Below are 23,554 nucleotides of genomic sequence, written 5' to 3'. Positions count from 1 at the left end.
CCACTCAACCCTGGAAGTACGACGGCTGTCAAACTTCGATGGCTGTCGTACAATGGCGGGCATGGAAGACGATCGCATCCCACCGCACCCCGACGTCCGGACGATCACGCTTCAGCAGGTCCTCGAGGCCCTCGTCGACCCGGTACGGCGGAGCATCGTCACGCAGCTCCACGACGCCACCACCGACGTCCGGTGCGGGGGGTTCGACCTGCGCGTGAGCAATTCCACGGCCACGCACCACTTCCGGGTCCTGCGCGAGGCCGGCCTCATCCGGCAGTACTACGTCGGCACCTCGCGGATGAACGCGCTGAGGCGCGAAGAGTTCGGCGCGGCCTTCCCCGGCCTGCTCGACGCCGTCGTCACCGCCGAGCGCGCCGCCACGCCACCGGCGCACGACGCCGCCGGCCGCGGGCGAGCCGTCTAGAACAGGACGGACATGAAGGTGTCGACCTCGTGGAAGCCGACCTTGCGGTAGACGGCCCGGGCCGCGTGGTTGTAGTCGTTGACGTAGAGCGACACCACCGGCGCGAAGCAGGACAGCGCCGCCTCCACCACCGCCGCCATCCCCGCCACGGCGTGGCCGTGACCGCGCAGCGCGGGGTTGACCCACACGCCCTGGATCTGGCACGCCTGCGGGGTGACCGCCCCGATCTCGGCCTTGAAGACCACCGCGCCGTCGTCGATGCGGGCGTAGGAGCGGCCGATGCGGATCAGCTCGGCCACCCGCGTGCGGTAGAGCGCGCCGCCGTCGCCGCCGTTGGGCGAGACACCCACCTCCTCGGTGAACATCGCCACGCAGGCCGGCAGCAGGATGTCGAACTCCTCGGGCCGCACCCGCCGTACCAGCGGGTCGGCGGGCACCGGCGGCTTCTGGGAGGTCGCCATCACCGGCTGCGACCAGCGGATCGCCCTGGCCTGCCCCCAGTACGGCTCCAGCCGCTCCCACAACATCTCGACCGCGGTGGCCGGGCCCACGATCGACGAGCACCTGCGCCCCTGCTTGCGGGCCCGCTCGGCGAAGGCGTGCACGGCCTCGGGGCCGGCGTTGACCGGCACGAGGTTGGCTCCGGCGTAGCAGAGCGAGGTGAGCGCGCCACGCGGCCCGAACCCCCACATCTGCCCGCCCAGGCGCGTCGGGTGCAACCCGACGCTCCGCACCCTGGAGGCGACGAAGACGTTCGCGACAGGATCGGTGTCGAGAAGTGCGAGCACTTCGTCCCTGTCGCTGTCATCGAGCACGCGCGACGCCGATGTCCGCAGCATCACACCGGCCAGCCTACGCGACCTGCCCCCTTTTGACAGGAACCAGCGCACCTATCGGACGCCGAGCAGCCCCGGCAGCGGCGCCGGCGCGGTCTCCTCCGCCGCCATGCGGTTGGTGACGACCGGCGCGGGGCGGCCCCGGCAGGAGGTGTCGGCCGCCGGGAGGGTGCCGTCCTGCAGGTAGCGGACCAGATGCGCGTCGACACAGCTGTTGCCGGCCAGCGAGACGCCGTGGTTGCCGCCCGGCTCGACGACCATGCGGGCGCTGGGGAAGCGCCGCCGCAGGTGCATGGCCCCCTCGTACGGCGTGGCCGCGTCGCGGCGCGACTGGAGCATCAGGATCGGCGGCAGCGCGGGGTCCGCCTTGACGGTGACGGGCGTGCCCCCCGGCTCGGCCCAGAACGCGCACGGCGCGTTGTACCAGGCGTTCGGCCAGGTCATGAAGGGCGCGACGCGGTGCATCCTGGTCATGTCGGCGTGCCACCTGGACCAGTCGCGTGGCCACGCCGCGTCGCGGCACTGCACGCCCAGGTAGACCGCGTAGGAGTTCTCGTCCTCGGCGTCCTGGACGGCGTGCTGGCGCCAGGCGGCGACCAGGTCCTGCACGTCGCCCTGCCGGACGTAACGCGACCACGCCCCGGCCAGCTGCGGCCAGACCGCGTTGGCGTAGCCGCCCACGGTGAACAGGTCGTCGAGCTCGCTCGGGCCGACCACGCCGCCCGCGGGCCTGGCGGCCAGCCGCCGGCGCATGGAGTAGTAGGCGAAGGAGGTCTGCCTCGTCGTGCGGCCCAGGCCGTAGACGTTGTTGTGCCTGGCCGTCCAGTCCAGGAAGTCGCGGTGGCGCCGCTCGAACGCCGTGTTCTGGGCGAGGTTGGTCTGGTACCAGTTGCCGCTGGGGTCGACCGAACTGTCGAGGACCAGGCGCTTGACCCTGCCGGGGAACAGGGTGGCGTAGACCGCGCCGAGGTAGGTGCCGTAGGAGTAGCCGAGGTAGCTGATGCGGTCCTCGCCCAGCGCGGCCCTGATGCGGTCGAGGTCGCGCGCGGAGTTCTCGGTGGTCAGGTACGGCAGCATCCAGGCCCACAGGTTGCCGCAGCGGGCGGCGTAGTCCTTGGCCCTGCCGAGCAGCGCCTGCTCGGCAGCCGGCCCGCTCGGCACCTGGTCGGGGCGCGGCGCGGCGAAGTAGCGCTCCGGGTCCACACAGCGCAGCGCGGGCTCGCTCTTGCCCACCCCGCGCGGGTCGAAGCCGATGACGTCGAAGCGGCCGGCCAGCTGCGGCGGCAGGCTCGCGGCGACGTGCTTGGCCATGTCCTGGCCCGACGCGCCGGGCCCGCCGGGGTTGACCAGCAGGACGCCGAGGTGGTTGGCGTCGCGGGAGACCGAGCCCTTGATCCGGTTGAGCGCCAGCGTGATGTGCTGGCCGTACGGGTCGCGGTAGTCGAGGGGCACCCTGACCTGCCCGCACTCCACACCCGGCTGCTCCGGCTCGACCGCCGCCGGCGGGGTGATCCCCACCCCGCCGAGCACCCGGTCGGTGACCGAGGTCTGCTTCCCGCACGGCCCCCAGACCACCTGGCCGGCGATCGCCCTCGTCTGGGCGTCCGCGGCACCGTTGACTCCTGTGGTCAGCAGCGCCAATACCGCACCGATCCCGACAACCCGCTTCACCCGGCTGCACTCCCTCTGCTCAATGGGACGAAGCGATGATGCCGTGAGCGACCAGACGAACACGCAACGTATCCAGGATTGATTACCAATCTGTAACGTTCTTCTTGCTCTCCGTACGCATGGGACTCGCGGCCTCCGGGGAGGGCGCGGGTCGGGCCAGGACGATCACGCAGACGGTCGCGACGGCGGCGAGACAGGCCAGCGCCAGGCACACCGTGTGGAGCGCGCCGGTGAAGGCCTCCCCCTCCAGCCGCCCGCCGCTGAGCGCGGCCAGCATCGCCCCGGCGCCCGCCAGCATCACGGTCTCGATCGCCAGCCGCGCGGTGTTGAACAGCCCGGCAGCCGCGCCGACCCGCTCGCGCGGCAGCTCCGCGATCGCCAGGCCGTCCAGCACGCCGTTCGACAGCCCGACCCCGACCCCGACGAGCGCGAACGGCGCCAGCATCCCCACCGGCGCGCTGTCAGGTCCCACGGTGACCATCAACAGCGCGCCGAGGCCGCTGGTCGCCACGGAGGCCGCCACGGTCGTCACGGGCCACGCCCGCGCCAGCGCCGCGCCGGCGGGCGGCAGCACCACGGCGGGGACGGTGAGCATCAGCAGCCACAGCCCGGCCTGCCCCGGCTCTACGCCGACGACGGAGATCAGGTAGGAGGGCAGGTAGACCACGAGCGGCACCAGGATCCCCATGAGCGCCCCCGCCGCCAGCGCGAACGCCAGGAAGCGGCGGTCCGCCAGCAGGTCGAGCTGGACCATGGGGTCGGCCGAACGCCGTTCCACGACCACGAACAGCGAGGCGAGCAGCACCGCGGCCGCCAGCGCGCCGACGACGAGCGGGCTGCCGAACCCCAGCGCGGGCCCCTCGTCGAGAGCGAAGATCAGCAACAGGAGCGAGGTGGTGAACAGCGCCGCGCCCGGCCAGTCGACGGTACGGCCCTCGCCGCCGCCGAACCTGGGCAGCACGCGCACCAGCGACAGGACGACGGCGGAGATCGCCGCGGGCACGGCGAAAACCGCCCGCCAGCCCAGCCACTCCACCAGCAGCCCGCCGACCGTGGGCCCGAAGGCCAGCCCGGCGCCGAGCACCGTGCCCAGCAGGCCGAAGGCCCGCGCCCGCGCCCGGCCGTCGAAGGCCGCGGCCAGGATCGACGAGCCGCCGGTCGTGGCCGCCGCGGCGCCGATGCCGCCCAGGGCGCGTACCAGGTTGAGGACGACGATGTCGCCCGCCAGAGCCCCGGCCAGGCTGCTGACGCCGAACAGCGCCACGCCGCAGGCGAAGACGCGCCGCCTGCCGAGCACGTCCGTCAGCGAGCCCGCGAACACCAGGAAAGCGGCGAAGCAGGCGTTGTAGCCGTTGACCACCCACTGGGTCGCGGCCAGGCCCGCGCCCAGCTCGGCCCTGATGCCGGGCAACGCGACCGAGGCCCCGGTGATCGTCAGGGGGATGGTGAGGAAAGAGACAAGAACGATGAGAAGGGTTTTGCGCACCGCGCGCTCCGCAGATCAAGAAAGGAGCCGGGGCAGCATTGATGGCCGCACCGGCGAACTGACGGGCTGATGCGGCGGCTCAGAAACGGGTTGACGCCGCCGCTAGAGGCGGCGGGCTCTGTCCGAGATGGGCACGGTCCATCTCTATCGATGATCGCGTCGCGCGTCAAAAACTTTTCGGCGGACCGAAGCCACCCCCGACACCCCGGCGCCCCAGCGACCCGCCCCGCCCTGCCGCCTCGCCTCGCCCTGCCTGGCTGCAGTGCCTGCCTTGCTGCCGTGCTCGCCTCGCAGGCGACGTCCAGCCTTACGGGCAGCACCCGGCCCACCACACCCGGTCTCACGGGCGGCACCCGGCGCGCGGTAGTGGCCACCGAGCGGCGGCCACCGGCCTTCGTGACACCGAGCGGCGCCTCCCCCCACCGGGCGGCGTCTCCATCCGCTCTGCGGTCGCGGCGTCCGTACCTGGCCAAGCGCCAAGCCCCGCGGTCGCGGCATGCGCACCCGCCGCGATTCAAGCACCGCAGCCCCGCCGCGCGCCAAGCTCGGGACGACGGGTACGGCGGGGACGACGGGTACGACCGGTACGGCAGGCGGAACGCCGGAGGTCAGCCGACGGTGACCCGCACGCCCGCGTCTTCGTCGTCGTCGAGGTCGACCTCCACGCCCATGTCCTCGGCGATGCGCAGCGCCTCTTCGATCAGCGTCTCGACGATCTGCGACTCGGGAACGGTCTTGATGACCTCTCCCTTCACGAAGATCTGCCCCTTGCCGTTGCCGGAGGCCACGCCGAGGTCGGCCTCGCGCGCCTCGCCGGGCCCGTTGACGACGCAGCCCATGACCGCGACGCGCAGCGGCACCTTCAGACCCTCGAGCCCGGCCTGAACCTGCTCGGCCAGGGTGTAGACGTCGACCTGGGCGCGACCGCACGACGGGCAGGAGACGATCTCCAGGCCGCGCTCGCGCAGGCCGAGCGACTCCAGGATCTGGGTGCCGACCTTGACCTCCTCGACGGGAGGGGCCGACAGGGAGACGCGGATGGTGTCGCCGATGCCCTCGGCCAGCAGCGCGCCGAAGGCCACGGCGGACTTGATGGTGCCCTGGAAGGCGGGGCCCGCCTCGGTGACGCCGAGGTGGAGCGGGTAGTCGCACTGCCGGGCGAGCTGCCGGTAGGCGTTGATCATCACGACCGGGTCGTTGTGCTTGACCGAGATCTTGATGTCGCGGAAGTCGTGCTCCTCGAACAGGGAGCACTCCCACAGCGCGGACTCCACCAGCGCCTCGGGGGTGGCCTTGCCGTACTTCTGCAGCAGGCGGGGGTCGAGGGAGCCGGCGTTGACGCCGATGCGGATCGGCACGCCGTGGTCCTTGGCCGCCCTGGCGATCTCGCCGACCTTGTCGTCGAACTTCTTGATGTTGCCCGGGTTGACGCGGACGGCCGCGCAGCCGGCCTCGATGGCGGCGAAGACGTACTTCGGCTGGAAGTGGATGTCGGCGATGACGGGGATCTGCGACTTCTTCGCGATGATCGGCAGCGCGTCGGCGTCGTCCTGGGACGGCACGGCGACCCGCACGATCTGGCAGCCGGAGGCGGTCAGCTCGGCGATCTGCTGCAGGGTGGCGTTGATGTCGGCCGTCACCGTCGTGGTCATCGACTGGACCGAGACCGGCGCGTCGCCGCCCACCGGCACGTTGCCGACCATGATCTGGCGGGAGTGGCGCCGCTCGGCCAGCGGCTTGGGACGGACCGACGGAATGCCCAGTGCTACGGAAGTCACGTCCCCCAGTCTAGGCAGCGATACGGACCGGCCGGTGCCGTGGTTCAGAACATCCCTTTAGCGGTACTCCGCGCCCATGCGTCGGCGGCGAGGACTTCGTCCACGGATGTGGCCGGCGTCGTGACATGCCGTTCGACCACCTTCGCGACGGTGTCGACGATCCCGAGAAAGGAGAGCCTGCCCTGCTGGAAAGCCTCGACGCACACCTCGTTGGCGGCGTTGTAGACGGCCGGGGCGGTGCCGCCCTCGGCGCCGACGTGCCTGGCGAGGGCGACCGCGGGGAAGGCCTCGTCGTCGAGCGGCTCGAAGGTCCAGGTGTGCGCCCTGGTCCAGTCGACGGCCGGGGCGGCGCCCGCGACACGGCCGGGGTGGCCGAGCGCCAGCGCGATGGGCAGCCGCATGTCGGGCGGGCTGGCCTGGGCGATCGTGGAGCCGTCGACGAACTCCACCATGGAGTGGATGATCGACTGCGGGTGGACGACGACCTCGATCCTGTCGAAGCCGATGTCGAACAGCAGGTGCGCCTCGATCACCTCCAGGCCCTTGTTGACCAGGGTGGCCGAGTTGATCGTGATCACCGGCCCCATGGACCAGGTGGGGTGCGCCATCGCCATCTCGGGCGTCACATCGGCCAGCTCCGACCGCGTGCGCCCGCGGAACGGCCCGCCGCTGGCGGTGACGACGAGCCGCCTGACCACCTCGGGGTCGTAGCCGCTTCCCGGCGGAGCCGCCGCCCACAGGCTCTGCTGCAGCGCCGAGTGCTCGGAGTCGACCGGCAGGAGCTGCCCCGGCTTGGCCAGCCGCTTGACCAGCGGCCCTCCGATGATCAGTGACTCCTTGTTGGCCAGGGCGAGCGTGCGGCCGGCCTCCAGCGCGGCCAGCGTGGAGGTCAGCCCGAGCGCGCCGGTGATCCCGTTCAGCACGACGTCGGACTCCACGGCCGCCACCTCGGCGACCCCTTCGGGCCCGCCGAGCACCGTGACCCCCGGCAGCGCCTCCTTGAGAGCGGGTACGGCGGCCGCGTCGGCCACCGCGACCGTCTTGGCCCCGGTCCGGACGGCCTGCTCGATCAGCAGGTCGACCCGCCCTCCCCCCGCGGCCAGCGCGGTGACGCCGAACCGCCCGGGGTTGCGGTCGATGACGTCGAGGGCCTGGGTGCCGATGGATCCGGTCGATCCGAGCACGGTCACGGAGCGGGAGAGGTCTGAGTCCACGGCCCCATTGTTCCGCATGCCCGCAACTCCCGTTAACCAGGTGAATTCATGTAAATAAATGTCCGAATAACGCTATATCCGTCTGAGCAAATCTTGAGAAATCTGGATATTGGTGCCGCTAACTTCCAACCTCAGTTCCGGTCAATGGAGGTACGCATGCACCGCAGACTCGCTCTGCTTTCCATCCTCACCCTCGCCGCCGGCGCCACCGCCCTGCCGGCGGCGTCGGCACAGGCGGGAGCGGGACCGAAGCCGGTTACCGAGGAGGCCGCCGAGACCAAGACCGAGCAGAAGGCGGTCGCGCGGTACTGGACCCCGCAGAAGATGGAGGACGCCCAGCCGCTCAACCCGCCCGCCCCCCGCTCGCGCGCCGCGTTCGGCGTGCCCGGCGAGCCCACCACCGGCATCCCGTGGGAGGCCCCGCCGACGAGCGCGGCGCCCACCGACCCGCAGGCGGCGCAGGCGAGCTCGGGCAGCGCGTGGACCGGCGGCGGCGCGATCACCAAGACCGCCGGACGGGTGTTCTTCACCTACCAGGGCCGCAACGCCTCCTGCTCGGGCAACGCGGTGACCAGCGCCAACAAGAGCGTGGTGCTGACCGCCGGGCACTGCGTGAAGATGGGCGGCGCCTTCCACACCAACTGGGTGTTCGTGCCTGGCTACGACAAGGGCGCCAGGCCGTACGGCACGTGGGTGGCCACCAAGCTGCTGACCACCCCGCAGTGGGACGCCCGCGAGGACATCAACCACGACGTCGCCGCCGTCGTGGTCGCGCCGCTGCAGGGCAGGGCGCTGACGGACGTCGTGGGCGGGCAGGGCGTGGCCTTCAACCAGGGGCGGCGCCAGCAGATGCACTCCTTCGGCTACCCGGCCGCCGCGCCGTACGACGGGTCGAGGCTGATCTACTGCAGCGGCAGGACCTTCGACGACTTCCTGATGTCCAAGGACCACGGGCTGACCTGCAACATGACCGGCGGCTCGAGCGGCGGTCCGTGGTTCGTCGGCTTCGACGAGAAGACCGGGCTCGGCACCCAGAATTCGGTCAACAGCTTCAAGTACAATTTCGCGCCCAACTGGATGTTCGGCCCGTATTTCGGCGCCGAGGCGCAGGCCGTCTACAACGCCGCCCAGAACACCAACGCCCTCTGAGCCGATTTACCGAAAGTAACCACAAGGACACATCTTGTAGTGCAGACTCGGGGCTCATGACTTCGAGCCTCCCCCTGCTTGCGTCCGCGCCGCTCGTCGCGGGCATGATGGGCGCGGCACTGATCGGCGCCGCGCCCGTCCACCACCCGTCGAAGCAGGACGCCGCCGGCGCGCGACGGCCGGCCGACGTCGTCGAGCACGTGGCCGCGCGCAGCACCGTCGAGCAGCGCCGCGTGCTCGACTACTGGACACCGCAACGGATGTCGCGGGCGCTGCCCATCGGCCTGCTCGACAGCGTGGCCAAGGGCGCGCTCGACAAGGACGCGCTGGCCAAGGGCTCGCTCACCAGGGGCTCGCTCACCAGGGGCGCGGCGGCGGAGGGTGCGCTGCCCAAGGACGTACTACCCAAGGACGTGCTGCCCCAGGGAGTGCTGCCCCAGGGAGTGCTGCCCAAGGGAGTGCTGCCCAAGGACGGCGGGCTGCTCAGCGGGCTCAGCAACAGGGCGGGCCTGGCCACCGCCCCCGACCTGTCCGGCGCCACGGGCTCGGTGGGCGCGCCGCGCCGGCAGAACAGCCGCCCGTCCGCGACCACCAGCGGCTCCCGGTGGATGACGGGAGGCGCGGTCACCCGCACGACGGGGCGGGTGTTCCTGACGATGGACGGCGTCGACTTCGTCTGCTCGGCCAGCACGATCAGGAGCGCCAACAAGGACGTCGTCGTCACCGCCGGCCACTGCGTCAAGGACGGCACCGGCAGTTGGGCGGCCAACTGGACGTTCGTGCCGGGCTACGAGGCCGGTGGCGGCCGGCCGTACGGGACCTTCACCGCGCGCCGCATGTTCGTGGCCGGCCCGTGGTCGCGGTCCGGCGACGACAGCTACGACCTCGGCATGGTCGCGCTCAACACCGCGGGCGGGCGGCACGTCACCGACGCGGTCGGCATGCAGGAGATCGCGTTCAATCCCACCCGAGGCGGGCAGACCTACGGCTTCGGCTTCCCCGCCGACCCGCCCTTCGACGGCGAGCGGCTCATCTACTGCGCCGGCCGGGTCGGCGAGGACCCCCACGGGCAGACCCGCGACCAGGGCCTGCGTTGCGACATGACCGCGGGTTCCAGTGGCGGCCCGTGGCTGACCTCGTTCGACGCGGTCACCGGGCGCGGCATGGTGACCTCGGTGAGCAGCTTCAAGTACAGCGACGACCGCGGCACCATGTACGGCCCCTACTTCGGCGACTCCGCCAAGGCCCTGTACGCGAGCGCGGAGCGGGCCTGACCGGCGCGGCGTCCGGCTTCCTGCCCGGAGGAGGGCGGCGGGGCGGTGAGAGCGATGACACACGGGTGAAACACCGCTCCCGTTAGCCTCCTGTCCATGCAGGTCACCAGAGTTCCCGCGGAGTCGCCGCGGATCGTCGAGTTGTGCGCCGAGCAGCAGGCCGAGCTGGCCTGGCGGCAGCGTGAGGTCGTCGACGACACGCCCAAGCACCTCGGCCCCCGCATCTCCTTCCTGCTGCTGCACGAGGGAGAGGAGGTGGCGGGCTGCGCGGGGCTCCAGCCGCTGGAGCCGGGGGTGGGCGAGCTGAAGCGCATGTACGTCCGCCCGGACCACCGCGGGCGCGGTCACGCGCGCCTGCTGCTGACCGAGATCGAGAAGCTCGCGGTCGAGTACGGCATGCGCACGCTCCGCTTGGAGACCGGCCGCCTGTTCGACGAGGCGATCGGGCTCTACACCTCCTGCGGCTACCGCCCCATCCCCCGCTTCGGCCCCTACGCCGAGTGCGCCGAGAGCGTCTGCTTCGAGAAGAGCGTCTGACCCCACAACCCCACACCTCTGTTCATCAGGGGTTTCGTTCGATATTTGGCTGAATGACCAGTCAGTGGATAGGGTTCGCGGCATGAGAATCCTGCTTGTGGGAGCCGGCGGCGTCGGCTCCGCCGTGGTGCCCATCGCCGCCCGCCGACAATTCTTCGAACACATCGTGGTGGCCGACTCCAAACAGAACCGGGCGGCCGAGGCCGTCGCCCAGGTGGACGACCCCCGGTTCAGCGCCATCCAGCTCGACGCCGCCGACCGTGCCCAGGTCGCCGCGGCCCTGCGCGAGCACCGCTGCGACGTGCTGTTCAACGCCGTGGACCCGCGCTTCACCATGCCCCTGTTCGAGGCCGCGCTCGAGGCCGGCGCCCACTACCTCGACATGGCCATGTCCCTGTCCAGGCCGCACCCCCGCAGGCCGTACGAGCTGACGGGCGTGAAGCTCGGCGACGAGCAGTTCGCGCGCGACGCCGAGTGGCGCGCGAACGGCAGGCTCGCGCTGGTCGGGATGGGCGTGGAGCCCGGCCTGGCGGACGTGTTCGCCAGGTACGCCGCCGACCACCTGTTCTCCAGCATCGACGAGGTGGGCATCAGGGACGGCTCCAACCTCGTCGTCGAGGGCTACGACTTCGCGCCGACCTTCTCCATCTGGACGACGATCGAGGAGTGCCTCAACCCGCCGGTGGTGTGGGAGGACGGCGACTGGCGCACGACCGAGCCGTTCAGCGAGCCGGAGGTGTTCGACTTCCCCGAGGGCATCGGCCCGGTGGAGTGCGTGAACGTCGAGCACGAGGAGGTCCTGCTGGTCCCGAGGTGGATCGACGCCAGGAGGGTGACGTTCAAGTACGGCCTGGGCGAGGAGTTCATCGGGGTGCTGAAGACGCTCCACAAGCTCGGCCTCGACGGCACCGACAAGGTCAGGGTCGGCGACAAGGAGGTGGCGCCGCGCGACGTGGTCGCCGCCAGGCTGCCCGACCCCGCGACGCTCGGCGACAGGATGCGCGGCAAGACCTGCGCGGGCACCTGGGTCAAGGGCGTCGGCAAGGACGGCCGCCCGCGCGAGGTCTACCTGTACCACGTGGTCGACAACGCCTGGTCGATGCGGGAGTACGGCGCGCAGGCCGTGGTGTGGCAGACCGCCATCCACCCCGTGGTCGCCCTGGAGCTCGTCGCGCGGGGCGTGTGGAAGGGCGAGGGGGTGCTCGGTCCCGAGGCGTTCGACGCCGTGCCGTTCCTCGACCTGCTCAGCGAGTACGGCTCGCCGTGGGGCATGAGGGACCAGTCGGAGGACCGGGCCGCCTAGCTGTACCTGGCGCCCGGGAAGGCCACCACCTCGGCCGGAACGATCGGGAACAACGCCTCCGCGCAGTCGGCGCACGCCATCACGCGGGAGTCGTCGGGGAGCCGGCCGACATGCACCCTGGGGCGCGGCCAGCGCTTGTGGCAGACGACGCACGCTTCACCGTCGCGTTGCGCCTCACTCATGCCGTCGGCGTCGAAGGTCACCAAGCCGGGCCAGTCCATCACGCTCCTCGCGCCTCGCCGCTGGGGGGTGCACCGGAACCGTTATAGCTCGGTGATCGTTTAGCGCGTTGCCAAGCGAGAGTGAAAACTCGGCGATGGCCATACGCAAAAACGGGCATCCAGCGCAAGCCGGATGCCCGTTTTTCGCGTCGTTATGCGGACAGCGCCTTTTCGAGGATGCCGAGGCCCTCTTCCAGCAGGTGCTCGGGGATGACGAGCGGCGGCAGGAAGCGCAGCACGTTGCCGTAGGTGCCCGCGGTCAGCACGAGCAGGCCCTCGGCGTGGCACCTGCGGACGACCTCGGCCACCGCCTCGGGGTTCGGCTCCTTGGTGCCGGGCTTGACCAGCTCGATCGCGATCATCGCGCCGCGGCCGCGGACGTCGCCGATGATGTCGTGGCGCTCCTGCATGGCGCGCAGCCTGGGCAGCATGATCTCGCCGATACGGCGGGCCTTGCCGACCAGGTCCTCGGCCTCGATGGTCTCCAGGACGCCGAGCGCGGCCTCGCAGGCCAGCGGGTTGCCGCCGTAGGTGCCGCCGAGGCCGCCCACGTGTACCTTGTCCAGCAGCTCGGCGCGGCCGGTCACCGCGGCCAGCGGCAGGCCGCCGGCGATGCCCTTGGCGGTGGCGATGATGTCGGGCACGACGCCCTCGTCCTCGCAGGCGAACAGGTGGCCCGTACGGGCGAAGCCGGTCTGCACCTCGTCGGCGATGAAGACGATCCCGTTCTCGCGGCAGAACTCGGCGATGCGGGGCAGGAAGCCCTTGGCCGGCTCGATGAAGCCGCCCTCGCCGGCGATCGGCTCGATGACGACGGCGGCCACGTTGGTGGCGCCGATCTGCTTGGTGATCGCGTCGATGGCCTGGGCGGCGGCTTCCTCGGCGCAGTTCTCGGGCCCGGTCGGCCAGCGGTACGGGTAGGCCAGCGGCACCCGGTAGACCTCGGGCGCGAACGGCCCGAAGCCCTGCTTGTAGGGCAGGTTCTTGGCGGTGAGCGTCATCGTCAGCAGCGTGCGCCCGTGGTAGCCGTGGTCGAAGACGACGACGGCCTGCCTGCCGGTGGCCAGACGCGCGACCTTGACCGCGTTCTCGACGGCCTCGGCGCCGCTGTTGACCAGGAACGAGCGCTTCTCGTGGTCGCCGGGCGTGAGGCTGTTGAGCTTCTCGCACACCTCGACGTACGACTCGTAGGGCGTGACCATGAAGCAGGTGTGGGTGAAGTCGGCGACCTGCTTGCCGACCCGCTCGACCACGCGCGGCGCGGAGTTGCCCACGCTGGTGACGGCGATGCCCGAGCCGAAGTCGATCAGGGAGTTGCCGTCGATGTCGACGACCACGCCGCCACCGGCCTGCGTCACGAAGACCGGCAGCGTCGTGCCGATGCCGGGCGGGACGGCCGCCTGCTTGCGCGCGAGCAGCTCCCGCGACTTCGGGCCTGGGATCTCGGTGACGAGGCGGCGCTCCTGCGGAAGCGCCGGACCTCCCTGCTGGTTACTCATGCTTGTGACGCTACGGCGGGCGGCGCCGTGTGCCGATGTGTCGCGATGGCACAATGGGCCTAGCTCGCTTTGCCGGAATGGACAAACACTCGATGGCGCCTTCTCTGCAGACAGTGGTGCGCCGCATGCGCCTGATCCCGCTGGCCGGTTCGCTCGACCGCCCCGTGCGCTGGGTCGCGGTCAGCGAGCTCGAGGATCCGACGCCCTTCCTGGAGGGCGGCGAGCTCGTGCTCACCACGGGGATGCGCCTGACGACCGGCTTCGCGCCGTACGTCGGCAGGCTGGTGGAGCGCGGGGTGGCGGGCCTCGGCTTCGCCGTCGGGCTGACCCACGAGCACGTGCCCGCCGAGCTGGTCGAGGCGGCCGCCGCGGCGGGGCTGCCGCTCCTAGAGGTGCCGCGCGAGACGCCGTTCATCGCCATCGGCAAGACGGTCAGCGACCTGCTGGCGGCCGAGCAGTACGAGGAGATCAGCAGGGCGTTCGCCGCCCAGGGCAGGCTGACACGGGCCGCGCTGCGGCCCGAGGGCACCCACGCGGTGATCGACAGGCTGGCCAGGGAGGTCGACGGCTGGGCCGTGCTGCTCGGCGAGTCGGGCGACGTCGAGCACGCCACGCCGGACGCCCGTCTCGGCGCCGTCCTGCCGGTCCTTCACCGGTTGCGCCGCGCCTCGAAGGACGGTGCGACCGGTGCGGGCCCGGCCGAGCGGCCGCTGGCCAGCGTGGCGCTGTCGTCGCCGGGCGAGCACGTGATCGTGCAGCCGATCGGGGGCGCCTCCAGGCGCATCCGGGGCTTCTTCGCCGTGGGCGCGCCGCACCCCTTCTCCCCCGTCGCGCACACCGTCGTCAACGCCGCGGGCTCGCTGCTCACGCTCGCCCTGGAGCAGGGCCGGACGCTGGTGGCGGCCGAGCGCGGGGTGCGCGCGGCCGTCCTGACGCTGCTGCTGGCCGGCGAGGTCGACCAGGCGCGCGCGGCGCTGGCCCCGCTCGGCGCGGTGCTGCCCGAGGAGCCCTTCACCGTGCTGGCGGCCGACGCGGAGACCCTGGAGCCGCTGGAGCCGCACACGTTCACCAGCGGTGGCATAGCGCTGGTCGAGCAGGTTCCCCCGCTGGGCGAGGCGCCCGCAGGGGTCAGCGCGCCGGTGCCGTACGCCGACCTGGACAGCGGCATCGACCAGGCGGGCCGCGCGCTGGAGGCGGCGCGCAAGGCGGGCGGCACGGTGCGGTTCGCCGACCTCGCGGGGCAGGGCCTGCTGGCGCTGCTCGATCCCGCGGCCGCCGGCGCGTTCGCCGCGGCCCTGCTCGCGCCGCTCAACGAGTACGGCTCGCGGGCCGACCTCATCGAGTCGCTGCGGGCCTACCTGACGGCCAACGGCCACTGGGACGCGGCGGCGCAACGGCTCGGCGTGCACCGGCACACGCTGCGCTACCGGATGAAGCGCGTGTCCGAGCTGCTCGGCCGCGACCTCGACGATCCAGGGGTGCGCGCGGAGCTGTGGGTCGCGCTCAACTCTTCGGGGCCAGGTAGCCGGAGATCGTCGCGGTCGTGACGGCCTCGTAGGTGCGGCCGTCGCGCAGGTGGCCGGCGCGCTCGAGGCTGATGGCGCCCTGCGCGGCCGCCCAGAGCGCGTCGGCGATCTTGCGCGGCTGGGTGGGGACGAGGTAGCCGGCCGAGATGCAGTCGGAGATCACCCTGTCGAGGATGTTGAGCGCGGCGCGGGCCAGGGTCCTGGCGCGCTCGCTGGGCTCGAAGCCCGGGATGGCCTTCTCGAACATCAGCGGGTAGAAGCCCGGCTCGGCCATGCACGCCTCGCGGTAGGCGGGGCCGAGGGCGCTGAGGTACTCGAAGGGGTCCTTCCTGGCGGGCACCGCTTCGAGGAAGCGGCGGAACCGCTCGAACCCCTCCAGGTAGAGCGCCTCGGCCAGCCCCTCCCTGCTGCCGAACATGGTGTAGACGACCGTGGTGGAGCAGCCCGCCTCGGTGGCGATCCGGCGCATCGACAGGCCGCCGGCGCCCTCGGCGGTCAGCAGGGTGGCGGCGACGTCGAGAAGACGGCCACGCAGCTCGTCGTGGGATGTCCGCTCACCCAGCAGATAGGCACCCTGAAGCCCCAGCGGCGCAGTGGAGGTCATGGGGCTTGGCCTTTCACGCTCGGGGGAACCGCACCAAGAGGACTTAGCCAGGACGGAGATCCCTCAAACCACTCGACAACCTAAACATCCCGAAATAGCACTACTTCCGTTACACAATCGGGAAGGAGAGTTTGTTCGTAACGGCCTGCTCCCTCCTCGCTGTTGTGCAACGTGGAGAACTTACCCGCCTCGGGTTCTGGCATAGCGTCGAGGTATGGACGTGCGCACCTTCTGGCTCGCTGGACGCCCCGCCAAGGGGGACACCGAGCTCACCGTTACCAACTCCCACGACGGTCGCGTGGTCGGCATCTACTCGGTGCCCACCGAGGCTCAGGTCGAGGAGGCGATCGCCGCGGCGGCCGCCGTACAGAAGGAGGCCGCGGCGCTGCCGGTGCACGTACGCGCCGAGGCCCTGGCCCACGTGGCCAAGCGGCTGGCCGAGCGGGCCGAGGAGATCGCCCAGCTGATCACTGGCGAGAACGGCAAGCCCATCTTCTGGGCGCGCGGCGAGGTCAACCGCGCGATCTCCACCTTCCGCTTCGCGGCCGAGGAGACCAGGCGCTGGTCGGGCGACGTGCAGCGGCTCGACACCGAGCCGGCCGCCACCGGCCGCCTCGGCTACGTCACCAGGCAGCCGCGCGGATCCGTGCTGGCGATCACGCCGTTCAACTTCCCGCTGAACCTCGTCGCGCACAAGGTCGCTCCCGCCATCGCCGTCGGCGCCCCCGTCATCGTCAAGCCCGCCCCCGCCACGCCGCTGTCGTCGCTGGTACTGGGCGAGATCCTGGCCGAGACGGACCTTCCGGCCGGCATGTTCTCGGTCCTGCCCGTCGAGAACGAGCGCGCCGCCGCGCTGGTGCAGGACCCGCGCCTGCCCGTGGTGTCCTTCACCGGATCGGGGCCGGTCGGCTTCGCGATCATGGACCAGGTGCCGCGCAAGCACGTGACGCTGGAGCTCGGCGGCAACGCCGCGGCCGTCGTGCTCGCCGACGCCGACCTCGACTGGGCGGCCTCACGCGTGGCGCTGTTCTCCAACTACCAGGCGGGCCAGAGCTGCATCGCCGTCCAGCGGGTCATCGTCGAGGAGTCGGTGCGCGAGGCGTTCGAGGAGAAGCTGCTCGCGGCGGTCTCCACCCTGGTCACCGGCGACCCGCTCGACGAGAAGACCCAGGTGGGACCGCTGGTCTCGCTGGCCGCCGCCGAGCGCGTGTCCGCGTGGGTGGACGAGGCCGTCGCCGCCGGCGCCCGCGTGCTGGCGGGCGGCACCCGCGACGGCGCCACCGTCACGCCGACCGTCCTCACCGACGTCGCGGAGGACTCGAAGGTCTCCTGCGAGGAGGTCTTCGGCCCGGTCATGATCCTCAAGTCGGTGGCGTCGGTGGACGAGGCGTTCGCCGAGGTCAACAACTCCAGGTTCGGCCTGCAGGCGGGCGTGTTCACCCGCTCGCTCGACACGGCCTTCCGGGCCAACCGCGAGCTGGAGGTCGGCGGCGTGATCATCGGCGACGTCCCGTCGTACCGGGCCGACCAGATGCCCTACGGCGGCGTCAAGGAGTCCGGTGTCGGCCGCGAGGGCGTCCGCTCGGCGATGGAGGACCTCACCTACGAGAAGGTCATGGTCCTCACGGGCCTGTCCCTCTGACCGTTCGCGAGCCTGCGGGGCGGCTGCCGTCCCGCAGGCTCGACGCCTGGTCAAGGCCGCAGCGCTGCCAGCTGCTGTTCGAACGGCACGACCTCGTCGTCCTCCTGGATGACGGGCCGCGCCCCGCCCACCAGGCCGGCCAGTTCGCCGGCCGCGCGTTCGACGCGCTCGGGCAGCCCCTCGGCGCCCCAGTCCTCCGACGCCGCGTAGACGGCCGTCGGCACCACGATCGCCCGCAGGTAGGCGAACATCGGCCGTAGCGCGTGCTCCAGCGCCAGGGAGTGCCTGGCCGTACCGCCGGTCGCGGCGATCAGCACCGGCTTGCCGGCGAGGGCGTCGTTCTCGATCACGTCGAAGAACGACTTGAACAGGCCGCTGTAGGAGGCGGTGAAGATCGGCGTGACGGCGATCAGGCCGTCGGCCGAGGTGACCGCCTCGACGGCGCGGCGCAGCTTGGCTGCGGGGAACCCGGTGACCAGGTTGTTGGCGATGTCGACGGCCAGGTCGCGCAGCTCGATGACCTCGATCTCCGCCCCGGGCAGCCGTGCGGCGCTCGCCGCCGCCAGGCGGTCGGCGAGCAGGCGGGTCGAGGACGGCTGGCTGAGACCGGCCGAGACGACGGCGAGCTTCATGGGTCACACTCCTACGGCAGCGGTGGCCTTGGCCAGCAGCGACTGGTGGGTGGGGGCGTCGGGCACGTTGGCCGGGCGGCCGACGGCGAACTCCTTGCGGAGCACGGGCACGACCTCCTCGCCCAGGATGTCGAGCTGCTCCAGCACGGTCTTCAGCGGCAGGCCGGCGTGGTCCATCAGGAACAGCTGGCGCTGGTAGTCGCCGAAGTACTCCCTGAACTTGAGCGTCCGCTCGATGACCTGGTCGGGGCTGCCGACCGTGAGCGGGGTCTCGGCCATGAACTCCTCGAGCGAGGGGCCGTGGCCGTACACGGGGGCGTTGTCGAAGTACGGGCGGAACTCGCGGATCGCGTCCTGGGAGTTCTTCCGCATGAACACCTGACCGCCGAGCCCGACGATGGCCTCCTCGGGCAGGCCGTGGCCGTAGTGCGCGTAACGCCGCCGGTACAGGCTGATCAGCCGCTGGTAGTGCTCCTTCGGCCAGAAGATGTTGTTGGCGAAGAAGCCGTCACCGTAGTAGGCGGCCTGCTCGGCGATCTCGGGGCTGCGGATGGAGCCGTGCCAGACGAACGGCGGCACGCCGTCGAGCGGCGCCGGCGTCGAGGTGTAGCCCTGCAGCGGGGTGCGGAAGCGGCCCTCCCAGTCGACGACCGGCTCCCGCCACAGCCGGTGCAGCAGCGAGTAGTTCTCGATGGCGAGCGGGATGCCGTCGCGGATGTCCTTGCCGAACCAGGGGTAGACGGGTCCGGTGTTGCCGCGGCCCATCATGAGGTCCACCCGGCCGTCGGACAGGTGCTGCAGCATCGCGAAGTCCTCGGCGATCTTCACCGGGTCGTTGGTGGTGATCAGCGTCGTGGACGTCGACAGGATGAGCCGCTCGGTCCTGGCCGCGATGTAGCCGAGCATCGTCGTGGGCGACGAGGCGACGAACGGCGGGTTGTGGTGCTCACCGGTCGCGAAGACGTCGAGGCCGACCTCCTCGGCCTTGAGGGCGATCGCGACCATCGCCTTGATCCGCTCGGCCTCGGTCGGCGTCCTGCCGGTGGTCGGGTCGGTGGTGACGTCGCTGACCGTGAAGATACCGAACTGCATGGCGATCTCCGCTCCTCCATGTTGAAGTTTCAATCGTCATGAACAGTGACCACTCGCAGGATATTCCACCCGGCAGGACGTGGCAACGGGGGGTAAAAGAAAGGAGCGCCCCGGGGTCGGGGGAAACACCCGGGACGCCCCTGGCGAGCGTCGCCCAGCGGGGGGACGGGCACGCCCGCGGCATGGTCAAGCGAAGGTCGACAGGCCCCCGATCAACCCACCAGTTCACTCCACCGTTTGGTCCAGGTGGCGTAGTCAGTGCATTCCCCGTCCCGGGGTTTGCAATCCCCCGGTGGGCGTACCGCAAAGGTGATCTTTTTCAGCTTCGCCGGGTCATCGGCTTCGTAGGCCGCGCAGATCCGCTTCGCCCGCCCCTTGCACGCCGCGGGGTTGGCGGGGGCCAGGCCCGCCCACGCCGCGGCGTCGCGCTGGGTCTCGGCCGTGGCCGTCAGGCTCAGCCAGCGGTAGGCGCAGTCGAGGCTGGGCGTGTTCGCGTTCAGCATCCAGGAGTCGACCCAGCCCGTGGTCGGGGCGCCCAGCGCCCTGACGTCCCTGCCCGCCTTCTGCAACAGCATCCTGAAGTACGGCGTCGCCTGCGCGATCTCGACCTCGCCCGTGGCGAACGCCCGCACCAGCGAGATCGGCTCCCGCCAGTAGAGCCGGTGCTTGTTCTTGCCCAGCAGCGTCACGGCCTCGTCGAGCTGCTCGGTCGTCAACTCGTAGGGGTGGGCGACCTCGTCCGCCACCGCCGCGTCGGCCAGGCTCAGCGGGCTGTCGGGCACCGCCGACCGCTGGCTGTCGTAGAGGGCGAGCCGGTCGCGGGGCTTGATCTTCGCGGCGTCGTAGATGATCTCGTTGACCCCCCACAGGTACGGCACGCCGTACACCTTGCCGCCGACCACGCTCTGCTCGCGCAGTTCCTCGGCCAGTTCGTCGTACCCGGTGACCTTGGCGGTGTCGATGGGCTGCACCTGGCCGGCGGCGATCAGGCTCGCGGCCACCTCGGGGCCCGCCGAGATCACGTCGTAGACGCGCTCGCCCACCTTGGCCTGCATCTCCTGCGCGGTCTGCACCACGTCCAGCCTGGCGATGCGGCAGCCCGTCCTGCTCTCGAACTCCGTCACCCAGTTCTTGCCGCCCCCGCCCCACTCGGCATGCCCCTTGTAGGTGAGGATCTGCAGGGTGCCGTCGCTCTGCGGCGCGCTCGCCGTGGCCGTGGGCGTGGCCGTGGGCGTGGTGGTGGGCGTGGCCGTGGTGAGTGTGGTGGTGGGTGTGGGCTTGGCCGAGGGGGTGGGGCTCGCGCTGGGGGCGACCCGCACCGAGGTGGTCCGGCCGGCGGTCGCGTCCGCGCACCCGATCAACGTCAGGCACGCCACGCCGGCGACCGCCATGGCAGGTATGCGGTGCTTCACGAAGTCCCCCTTGTCCAGCCTGGAGCTTACCGGGGACGGCAGGCGGCGGCGCGCCGGTCGCACCAGGCAGGTGACGCCCGCGGGCCCGGACGGCCGCCGACACCCCGACGCCTCCAGGGCCGGACGCCCGCCGACGCCCCGACGCCTCCCTGGCCGGATGCACGCGGACACGCGAACGCCCCGCGGGCCCGGTGCCCGCGGGGCGTGACGCGCCGTGCGCGGCCCTGACTACTTGTTGGTCGGGAACCCGAGGTTCACGCCGCCGTGCGACGGGTCGAGCCAGCGGGAGGTGACGACCTTGCCGCGCGTGTAGAAGTGCACGCCCTCGGCACCGTGGACGTGGGTGTCGCCGAACAGCGACGCCTTCCATCCGCCGAAGCTGTAGAAGGCCATCGGCACGGGGATCGGCACGTTGATGCCGACCATGCCGACCTCCACCTCGTTCTGGAAGCGCCGGGCGGCGCCGCCGTCGTTGGTGAAGACGGCGGTGCCGTTGCCGTACTCGCCGCCGTTGATCAGCTTCACGCCCTCCTCGTAGGAGGAGACGCGCACGATCGACAGGACGGGGCCGAAGATCTCCTCGGTGTGGACGCGCGAGCCCGCGGGCACGTGGTCGAGGATCGTCGGGCCGAGCCAGAAGCCCGGCGTGTCGGCCGCCTTGCCGCCGCCGAGCACCGGCGTCTCCCTGCCGTCCACCACGAGCTTGGCGCCCTCGGACAGGCCCAGGTCGAGGTAGGAGGCCACCTTGTCGCGGTGCGCCTCGGTGACCAGCGGGCCCATCTCGGAGCGCGCGTCGTCGCCGGGGCCGATGGTCAGCTTGGCGACCCTTTCGACGATCTTGTTCACCAGTTCGTCGCCGACCGGGTCGACGGCCAGGACGACCGAGATCGCCATGCACCGCTCACCCGCCGAGCCGAAGCCGGCCGAGACCGCCGAGTCGGCGACCAGGTCGAGATCGGCGTCGGGCAGGACCAGCATGTGGTTCTTCGCGCCGCCGAGCGCCTGGACCCGCTTGCCGTGCGCGGTGCCGGTCTCGTAGACGTAGCGGGCGATCGGGGTCGAGCCGACGAAGGAGACGGCCTTGACGTCCTCGTGCTCCAGCAGGCGGTCGACCGCCACCTTGTCGCCCTGGACGACGTTGAAGACGCCGTCGGGCAGCCCCGCCTCCTGCCACAGCCGCGCCATGAGCAGCGAGGCCGAGGGGTCCCTCTCCGACGGCTTGAGGATGAAGGCGTTGCCGCAGGCGATGGCGATGGGGTACATCCACATCGGGACCATCGCGGGGAAGTTGAACGGCGTGATGCCCGCCACCACGCCGAGCGGCTGGCGGATGGAGTAGGAGTCGACCCGGGTCGAGACCCCTTCCGAGAAGCCGCCCTTGAGCAGGTGCGGGATCCCGCAGGCGAACTCCACGACCTCCAGGCCCCTGGCCACCTCGCCGAGCGCGTCGGAGTGCACCTTGCCGTGCTCGGCGGAGATCAGCGCGGCGAGCTCGTCGCGGTGGGCGTACATCAGCTCGCGGAAGCGGAAGAGCACCTGCGACCGCTTGACGAGCGAGGCGTCGCGCCAGGCGGGGAAGGCCCCGACCGCGGCGGCGACGGCGGCGTCCACGTCGGCGGCCGAGGCCATCGCGACCTTGCCGCTGACCTCACCCGTCGCCGGGTTGAAGATCTCGGTCGTGCGGCTGTCGCCGTCGACCCGAGAGCCGTTGATCCAGTGGTTAACGAACTTCATCGTTGATGGTCTCCAGAGCGTTGACGATGATGCCGAGGCCCTCTGCCGCCTCGTCCATCGTCAGGGTGAGCGGGGGCGCCATGCGGATCGCCGTGCCGTACAGGCCGCCCTTGCCCGCGAGCAGACCGAGCTTCTTGGACTCCTCCATGAACCTGGCGGCGAGCTCGGAGCCGGCCAGCTCCACCGCGAACATCAGGCCCTTGCCGCGGACGGAGGTGACGATCGGCAGCCGCTTGGCGGCCTCGCGCAGCCCGTCGATGATGAGGGTGCCCGTCCTGGCCGCGTTGGCCTGCAGGTCGTGGTCGAGGACGTAGTCGAGCGTGGCGTTGGCGGCGGCCATCGAGATCGGGTTGCCGCCGAAGGTGGCCAGGCCCACCGCGTGCAGGTTGTCGAGCAGGTCGCCGCGGGCCACGATGCCGCCGACCGCGAACCCGTTGCCCAGGCCCTTGGCGAAGGTCATCATGTCGGGGGTCACGCCGTGGTTCTGGATCCCGAAGAAGGCCGAGCCCGTCCGGCCCCAGCCGGTCTGCACCTCGTCGGAGATGAACAGGATCCCCTCCTCGTCCAGCACCTCCTTGTAGGCGGCGAACAGCCCGTCGGGGGCCATCGTGAAGCCGCCCACGCCCTGGATCGGCTCGGCGATGAGCGCGGCGACGTCGTTGGAGACGCCGGTGGCCAGCACGTGGCGCAGGTCCTCGACGCAGACCTTGATGTAGTCGGCGTCGGACAGGCCCGCGAACTGGGGCAGGTGGCGGTCGGCGCCGTGCAGGAACGTCGCGTTGACCGGCGAGTAGGAGTTGTTCTTCCACGCGCGGTTGGAGGTGACGCCGATCGCGCCGAAGGAACGGCCGTGGTAGCTCTGCCGCATGGCCAGCACCTGGTCGGACTTGCGCGCGTAGGTTGCCAGCAGCAGGGCCGTCTCGTTGGCCTCGGTGCCCGAGTTGGTGAAGAAGACCTTCGCGTCGGGGATGCCGGAGAGCCTGGCGATCTTCTCGGCCAGCTCGATCTGGCCGCGCAGCAGGTAGACGGTACTGGTGTGCACGACGCCCGTGGCCAGCTGACGCTCGACGGCCTCACGGACCTCGGGCACGTCGTACCCGATCATGTTGGTGAGGATCCCTGCGAAGAAGTCGAGGTAGCTCTTGCCCGAGGCGTCGACGACACGGTTGCCCTTGCCGCTGACGATCTCGATGGGCTCGTTGTAGTAGAGGGCCACCCAGTTGGGGATTACCGCCCTGTGGCGCGCGAGAAGGTCCGACATGCTCCGAGTATCGCGGTTATTCACTGAACATCCCACCGCCAACGTGTCGGCATGACGCAATTTCCGCTTACACTCTGCCCACACAGAATGTGTCAGGACATCGTGACTTCCCGCCCCGGCCGCCCCGCCCGCCGTCCCCCGGGTGACGCGCCCCGCCCCACCCCCTAGTACTACATCACTAGATCCGGATGACCTGGAGGCGTAGGCGCTGCTTGAAGTGGTTCCTGCGCGCCCTGGCTTGGTGGGCGCGGCGCTGGGT

The 23,554-nt window shown here is 71.1% G+C and carries 20 protein-coding genes; 7 read left to right on the top strand and 13 right to left on the bottom strand.

Going from position 1 to position 23,554, the window contains the following annotated elements; all coding sequences use genetic code 11:
• The first annotated feature begins 61 nt into the window (after positions 1–61).
• Positions 62–424 (top strand): helix-turn-helix transcriptional regulator, encoded by a 363-nt coding sequence (locus ABZX22_RS35040; protein ID WP_354917907.1) that lies wholly within the window; start codon positions 62–64, stop codon positions 422–424.
• Here ABZX22_RS35040 and ABZX22_RS35035 read toward each other — a convergent pair.
• The 5 genes from ABZX22_RS35035 to dxr all read right to left on the bottom strand — a co-directional run bounded on the left by ABZX22_RS35035 (position 421) and on the right by dxr (position 7,427).
• Positions 421–1,263 (bottom strand): GNAT family N-acetyltransferase, encoded by an 843-nt coding sequence (locus ABZX22_RS35035; protein WP_354918152.1) that lies wholly within the window; start codon positions 1,261–1,263, stop codon positions 421–423. The two genes, ABZX22_RS35040 and ABZX22_RS35035, sit on opposite strands and share 4 nt — an antisense overlap.
• A 51-nt stretch (positions 1,264–1,314) precedes the next feature.
• Positions 1,315–2,931, bottom strand: a complete 1,617-nt coding sequence (locus ABZX22_RS35030; RefSeq protein ID WP_354917905.1) for an alpha/beta hydrolase — start codon at positions 2,929–2,931, stop codon at positions 1,315–1,317.
• 82 nt (positions 2,932–3,013) lie between these two features.
• Entirely contained in the window at positions 3,014–4,417 is a 1,404-nt protein-coding gene (locus ABZX22_RS35025) for an MFS transporter (protein ID WP_354917902.1), read from the bottom strand.
• Between the two features lie 608 nt (positions 4,418–5,025).
• Positions 5,026–6,195, bottom strand: a complete 1,170-nt coding sequence (gene ispG / locus ABZX22_RS35020; RefSeq protein WP_354917899.1) for a flavodoxin-dependent (E)-4-hydroxy-3-methylbut-2-enyl-diphosphate synthase — start codon at positions 6,193–6,195, stop codon at positions 5,026–5,028.
• Positions 6,196–6,239: 44 nt separating this feature from the next.
• Entirely contained in the window at positions 6,240–7,427 is a 1,188-nt protein-coding gene (dxr, locus tag ABZX22_RS35015) for a 1-deoxy-D-xylulose-5-phosphate reductoisomerase (protein ID WP_354917896.1), read from the bottom strand.
• A 138-nt stretch (positions 7,428–7,565) separates the two neighbouring features.
• Here dxr and ABZX22_RS35010 point away from each other — a divergent pair, with 138 nt between their 5' ends.
• The 4 genes from ABZX22_RS35010 (at position 7,566) to ABZX22_RS34995 (ending at position 11,672) form a co-directional block, all read left to right on the top strand.
• Positions 7,566–8,558 carry a peptidase gene (locus ABZX22_RS35010; protein ID WP_354917893.1) on the top strand — a complete coding sequence of 331 codons (993 nt, stop codon included), beginning with the start codon at positions 7,566–7,568 and terminating at the stop codon, positions 8,556–8,558.
• Positions 8,559–8,614: 56 nt separating this feature from the next.
• Positions 8,615–9,832 (top strand): hypothetical protein, encoded by a 1,218-nt coding sequence (locus ABZX22_RS35005; RefSeq protein ID WP_354917891.1) that lies wholly within the window; start codon positions 8,615–8,617, stop codon positions 9,830–9,832.
• 96 nt (positions 9,833–9,928) lie between these two features.
• A complete protein-coding gene (locus ABZX22_RS35000) occupies positions 9,929–10,369 on the top strand; it encodes a GNAT family N-acetyltransferase (protein WP_354917888.1) in 441 nt (146 codons plus the stop codon).
• A gap of 82 nt (positions 10,370–10,451) precedes the next feature.
• Entirely contained in the window at positions 10,452–11,672 is a 1,221-nt protein-coding gene (locus ABZX22_RS34995; RefSeq protein ID WP_354917885.1) for a saccharopine dehydrogenase C-terminal domain-containing protein, read from the top strand.
• Here ABZX22_RS34995 and ABZX22_RS34990 read toward each other — a convergent pair.
• Both ABZX22_RS34990 and gabT read right to left on the bottom strand, forming a co-directional pair.
• Entirely contained in the window at positions 11,669–11,893 is a 225-nt protein-coding gene (locus tag ABZX22_RS34990) for a hypothetical protein (RefSeq protein WP_354917882.1), read from the bottom strand. The two genes, ABZX22_RS34995 and ABZX22_RS34990, sit on opposite strands and share 4 nt — an antisense overlap.
• 152 nt (positions 11,894–12,045) lie before the next feature.
• On the bottom strand, positions 12,046–13,392 hold the full coding sequence (gabT, locus tag ABZX22_RS34985; protein WP_354917880.1) for a 4-aminobutyrate--2-oxoglutarate transaminase: 1,347 nt from the start codon (positions 13,390–13,392) through the stop codon (positions 12,046–12,048).
• Between the two features lie 125 nt (positions 13,393–13,517).
• Between gabT and ABZX22_RS34980 the strand changes: the two genes are divergently transcribed.
• Positions 13,518–14,939: a PucR family transcriptional regulator gene (locus tag ABZX22_RS34980; protein WP_354917877.1), complete on the top strand. Its 1,422-nt coding sequence runs from the start codon at positions 13,518–13,520 to the stop codon at positions 14,937–14,939.
• Here ABZX22_RS34980 and ABZX22_RS34975 read toward each other — a convergent pair.
• A complete protein-coding gene (locus tag ABZX22_RS34975; RefSeq protein WP_354917874.1) occupies positions 14,896–15,522 on the bottom strand; it encodes a TetR/AcrR family transcriptional regulator in 627 nt (208 codons plus the stop codon). The two genes, ABZX22_RS34980 and ABZX22_RS34975, sit on opposite strands and share 44 nt — an antisense overlap.
• A gap of 214 nt (positions 15,523–15,736) precedes the next feature.
• Here ABZX22_RS34975 and ABZX22_RS34970 point away from each other — a divergent pair, with 214 nt between their 5' ends.
• Positions 15,737–17,164: an aldehyde dehydrogenase family protein gene (locus ABZX22_RS34970; protein WP_354917871.1), complete on the top strand. Its 1,428-nt coding sequence runs from the start codon at positions 15,737–15,739 to the stop codon at positions 17,162–17,164.
• 50 nt (positions 17,165–17,214) lie between these two features.
• On the opposite strand, the gene ABZX22_RS34965 is transcribed toward ABZX22_RS34970, so the two are convergent.
• The 5 genes from ABZX22_RS34965 to ABZX22_RS34945 all read right to left on the bottom strand — a co-directional run bounded on the left by ABZX22_RS34965 (position 17,215) and on the right by ABZX22_RS34945 (position 23,295).
• Positions 17,215–17,796, bottom strand: coding sequence for an FMN reductase (locus tag ABZX22_RS34965; protein WP_354917868.1), 582 nt, complete (start codon positions 17,794–17,796; stop codon positions 17,215–17,217).
• Between the two features lie 3 nt (positions 17,797–17,799).
• A complete protein-coding gene (locus ABZX22_RS34960) occupies positions 17,800–18,888 on the bottom strand; it encodes an LLM class flavin-dependent oxidoreductase (RefSeq protein WP_354917866.1) in 1,089 nt (362 codons plus the stop codon).
• Positions 18,889–19,100: 212 nt separating this feature from the next.
• Positions 19,101–20,300 (bottom strand): extracellular solute-binding protein, encoded by a 1,200-nt coding sequence (locus tag ABZX22_RS34955; RefSeq protein ID WP_354917863.1) that lies wholly within the window; start codon positions 20,298–20,300, stop codon positions 19,101–19,103.
• Between the two features lie 228 nt (positions 20,301–20,528).
• Positions 20,529–22,034: a CoA-acylating methylmalonate-semialdehyde dehydrogenase gene (locus ABZX22_RS34950; protein ID WP_354917860.1), complete on the bottom strand. Its 1,506-nt coding sequence runs from the start codon at positions 22,032–22,034 to the stop codon at positions 20,529–20,531.
• Positions 22,021–23,295, bottom strand: a complete 1,275-nt coding sequence (locus tag ABZX22_RS34945; RefSeq protein ID WP_354917858.1) for an aspartate aminotransferase family protein — start codon at positions 23,293–23,295, stop codon at positions 22,021–22,023. The genes ABZX22_RS34950 and ABZX22_RS34945 overlap by 14 nt, the downstream gene beginning before the upstream one ends.
• Positions 23,296–23,554 lie beyond the last annotated feature (259 nt).

This window comes from Nonomuraea sp. NPDC003804, assembly GCF_040610675.1.
In the GTDB taxonomy this organism is placed as follows: Bacteria; Actinomycetota; Actinomycetes; order Streptosporangiales; family Streptosporangiaceae; genus Nonomuraea.
This window is presented reverse-complemented; position numbering and strand designations above follow the sequence as displayed.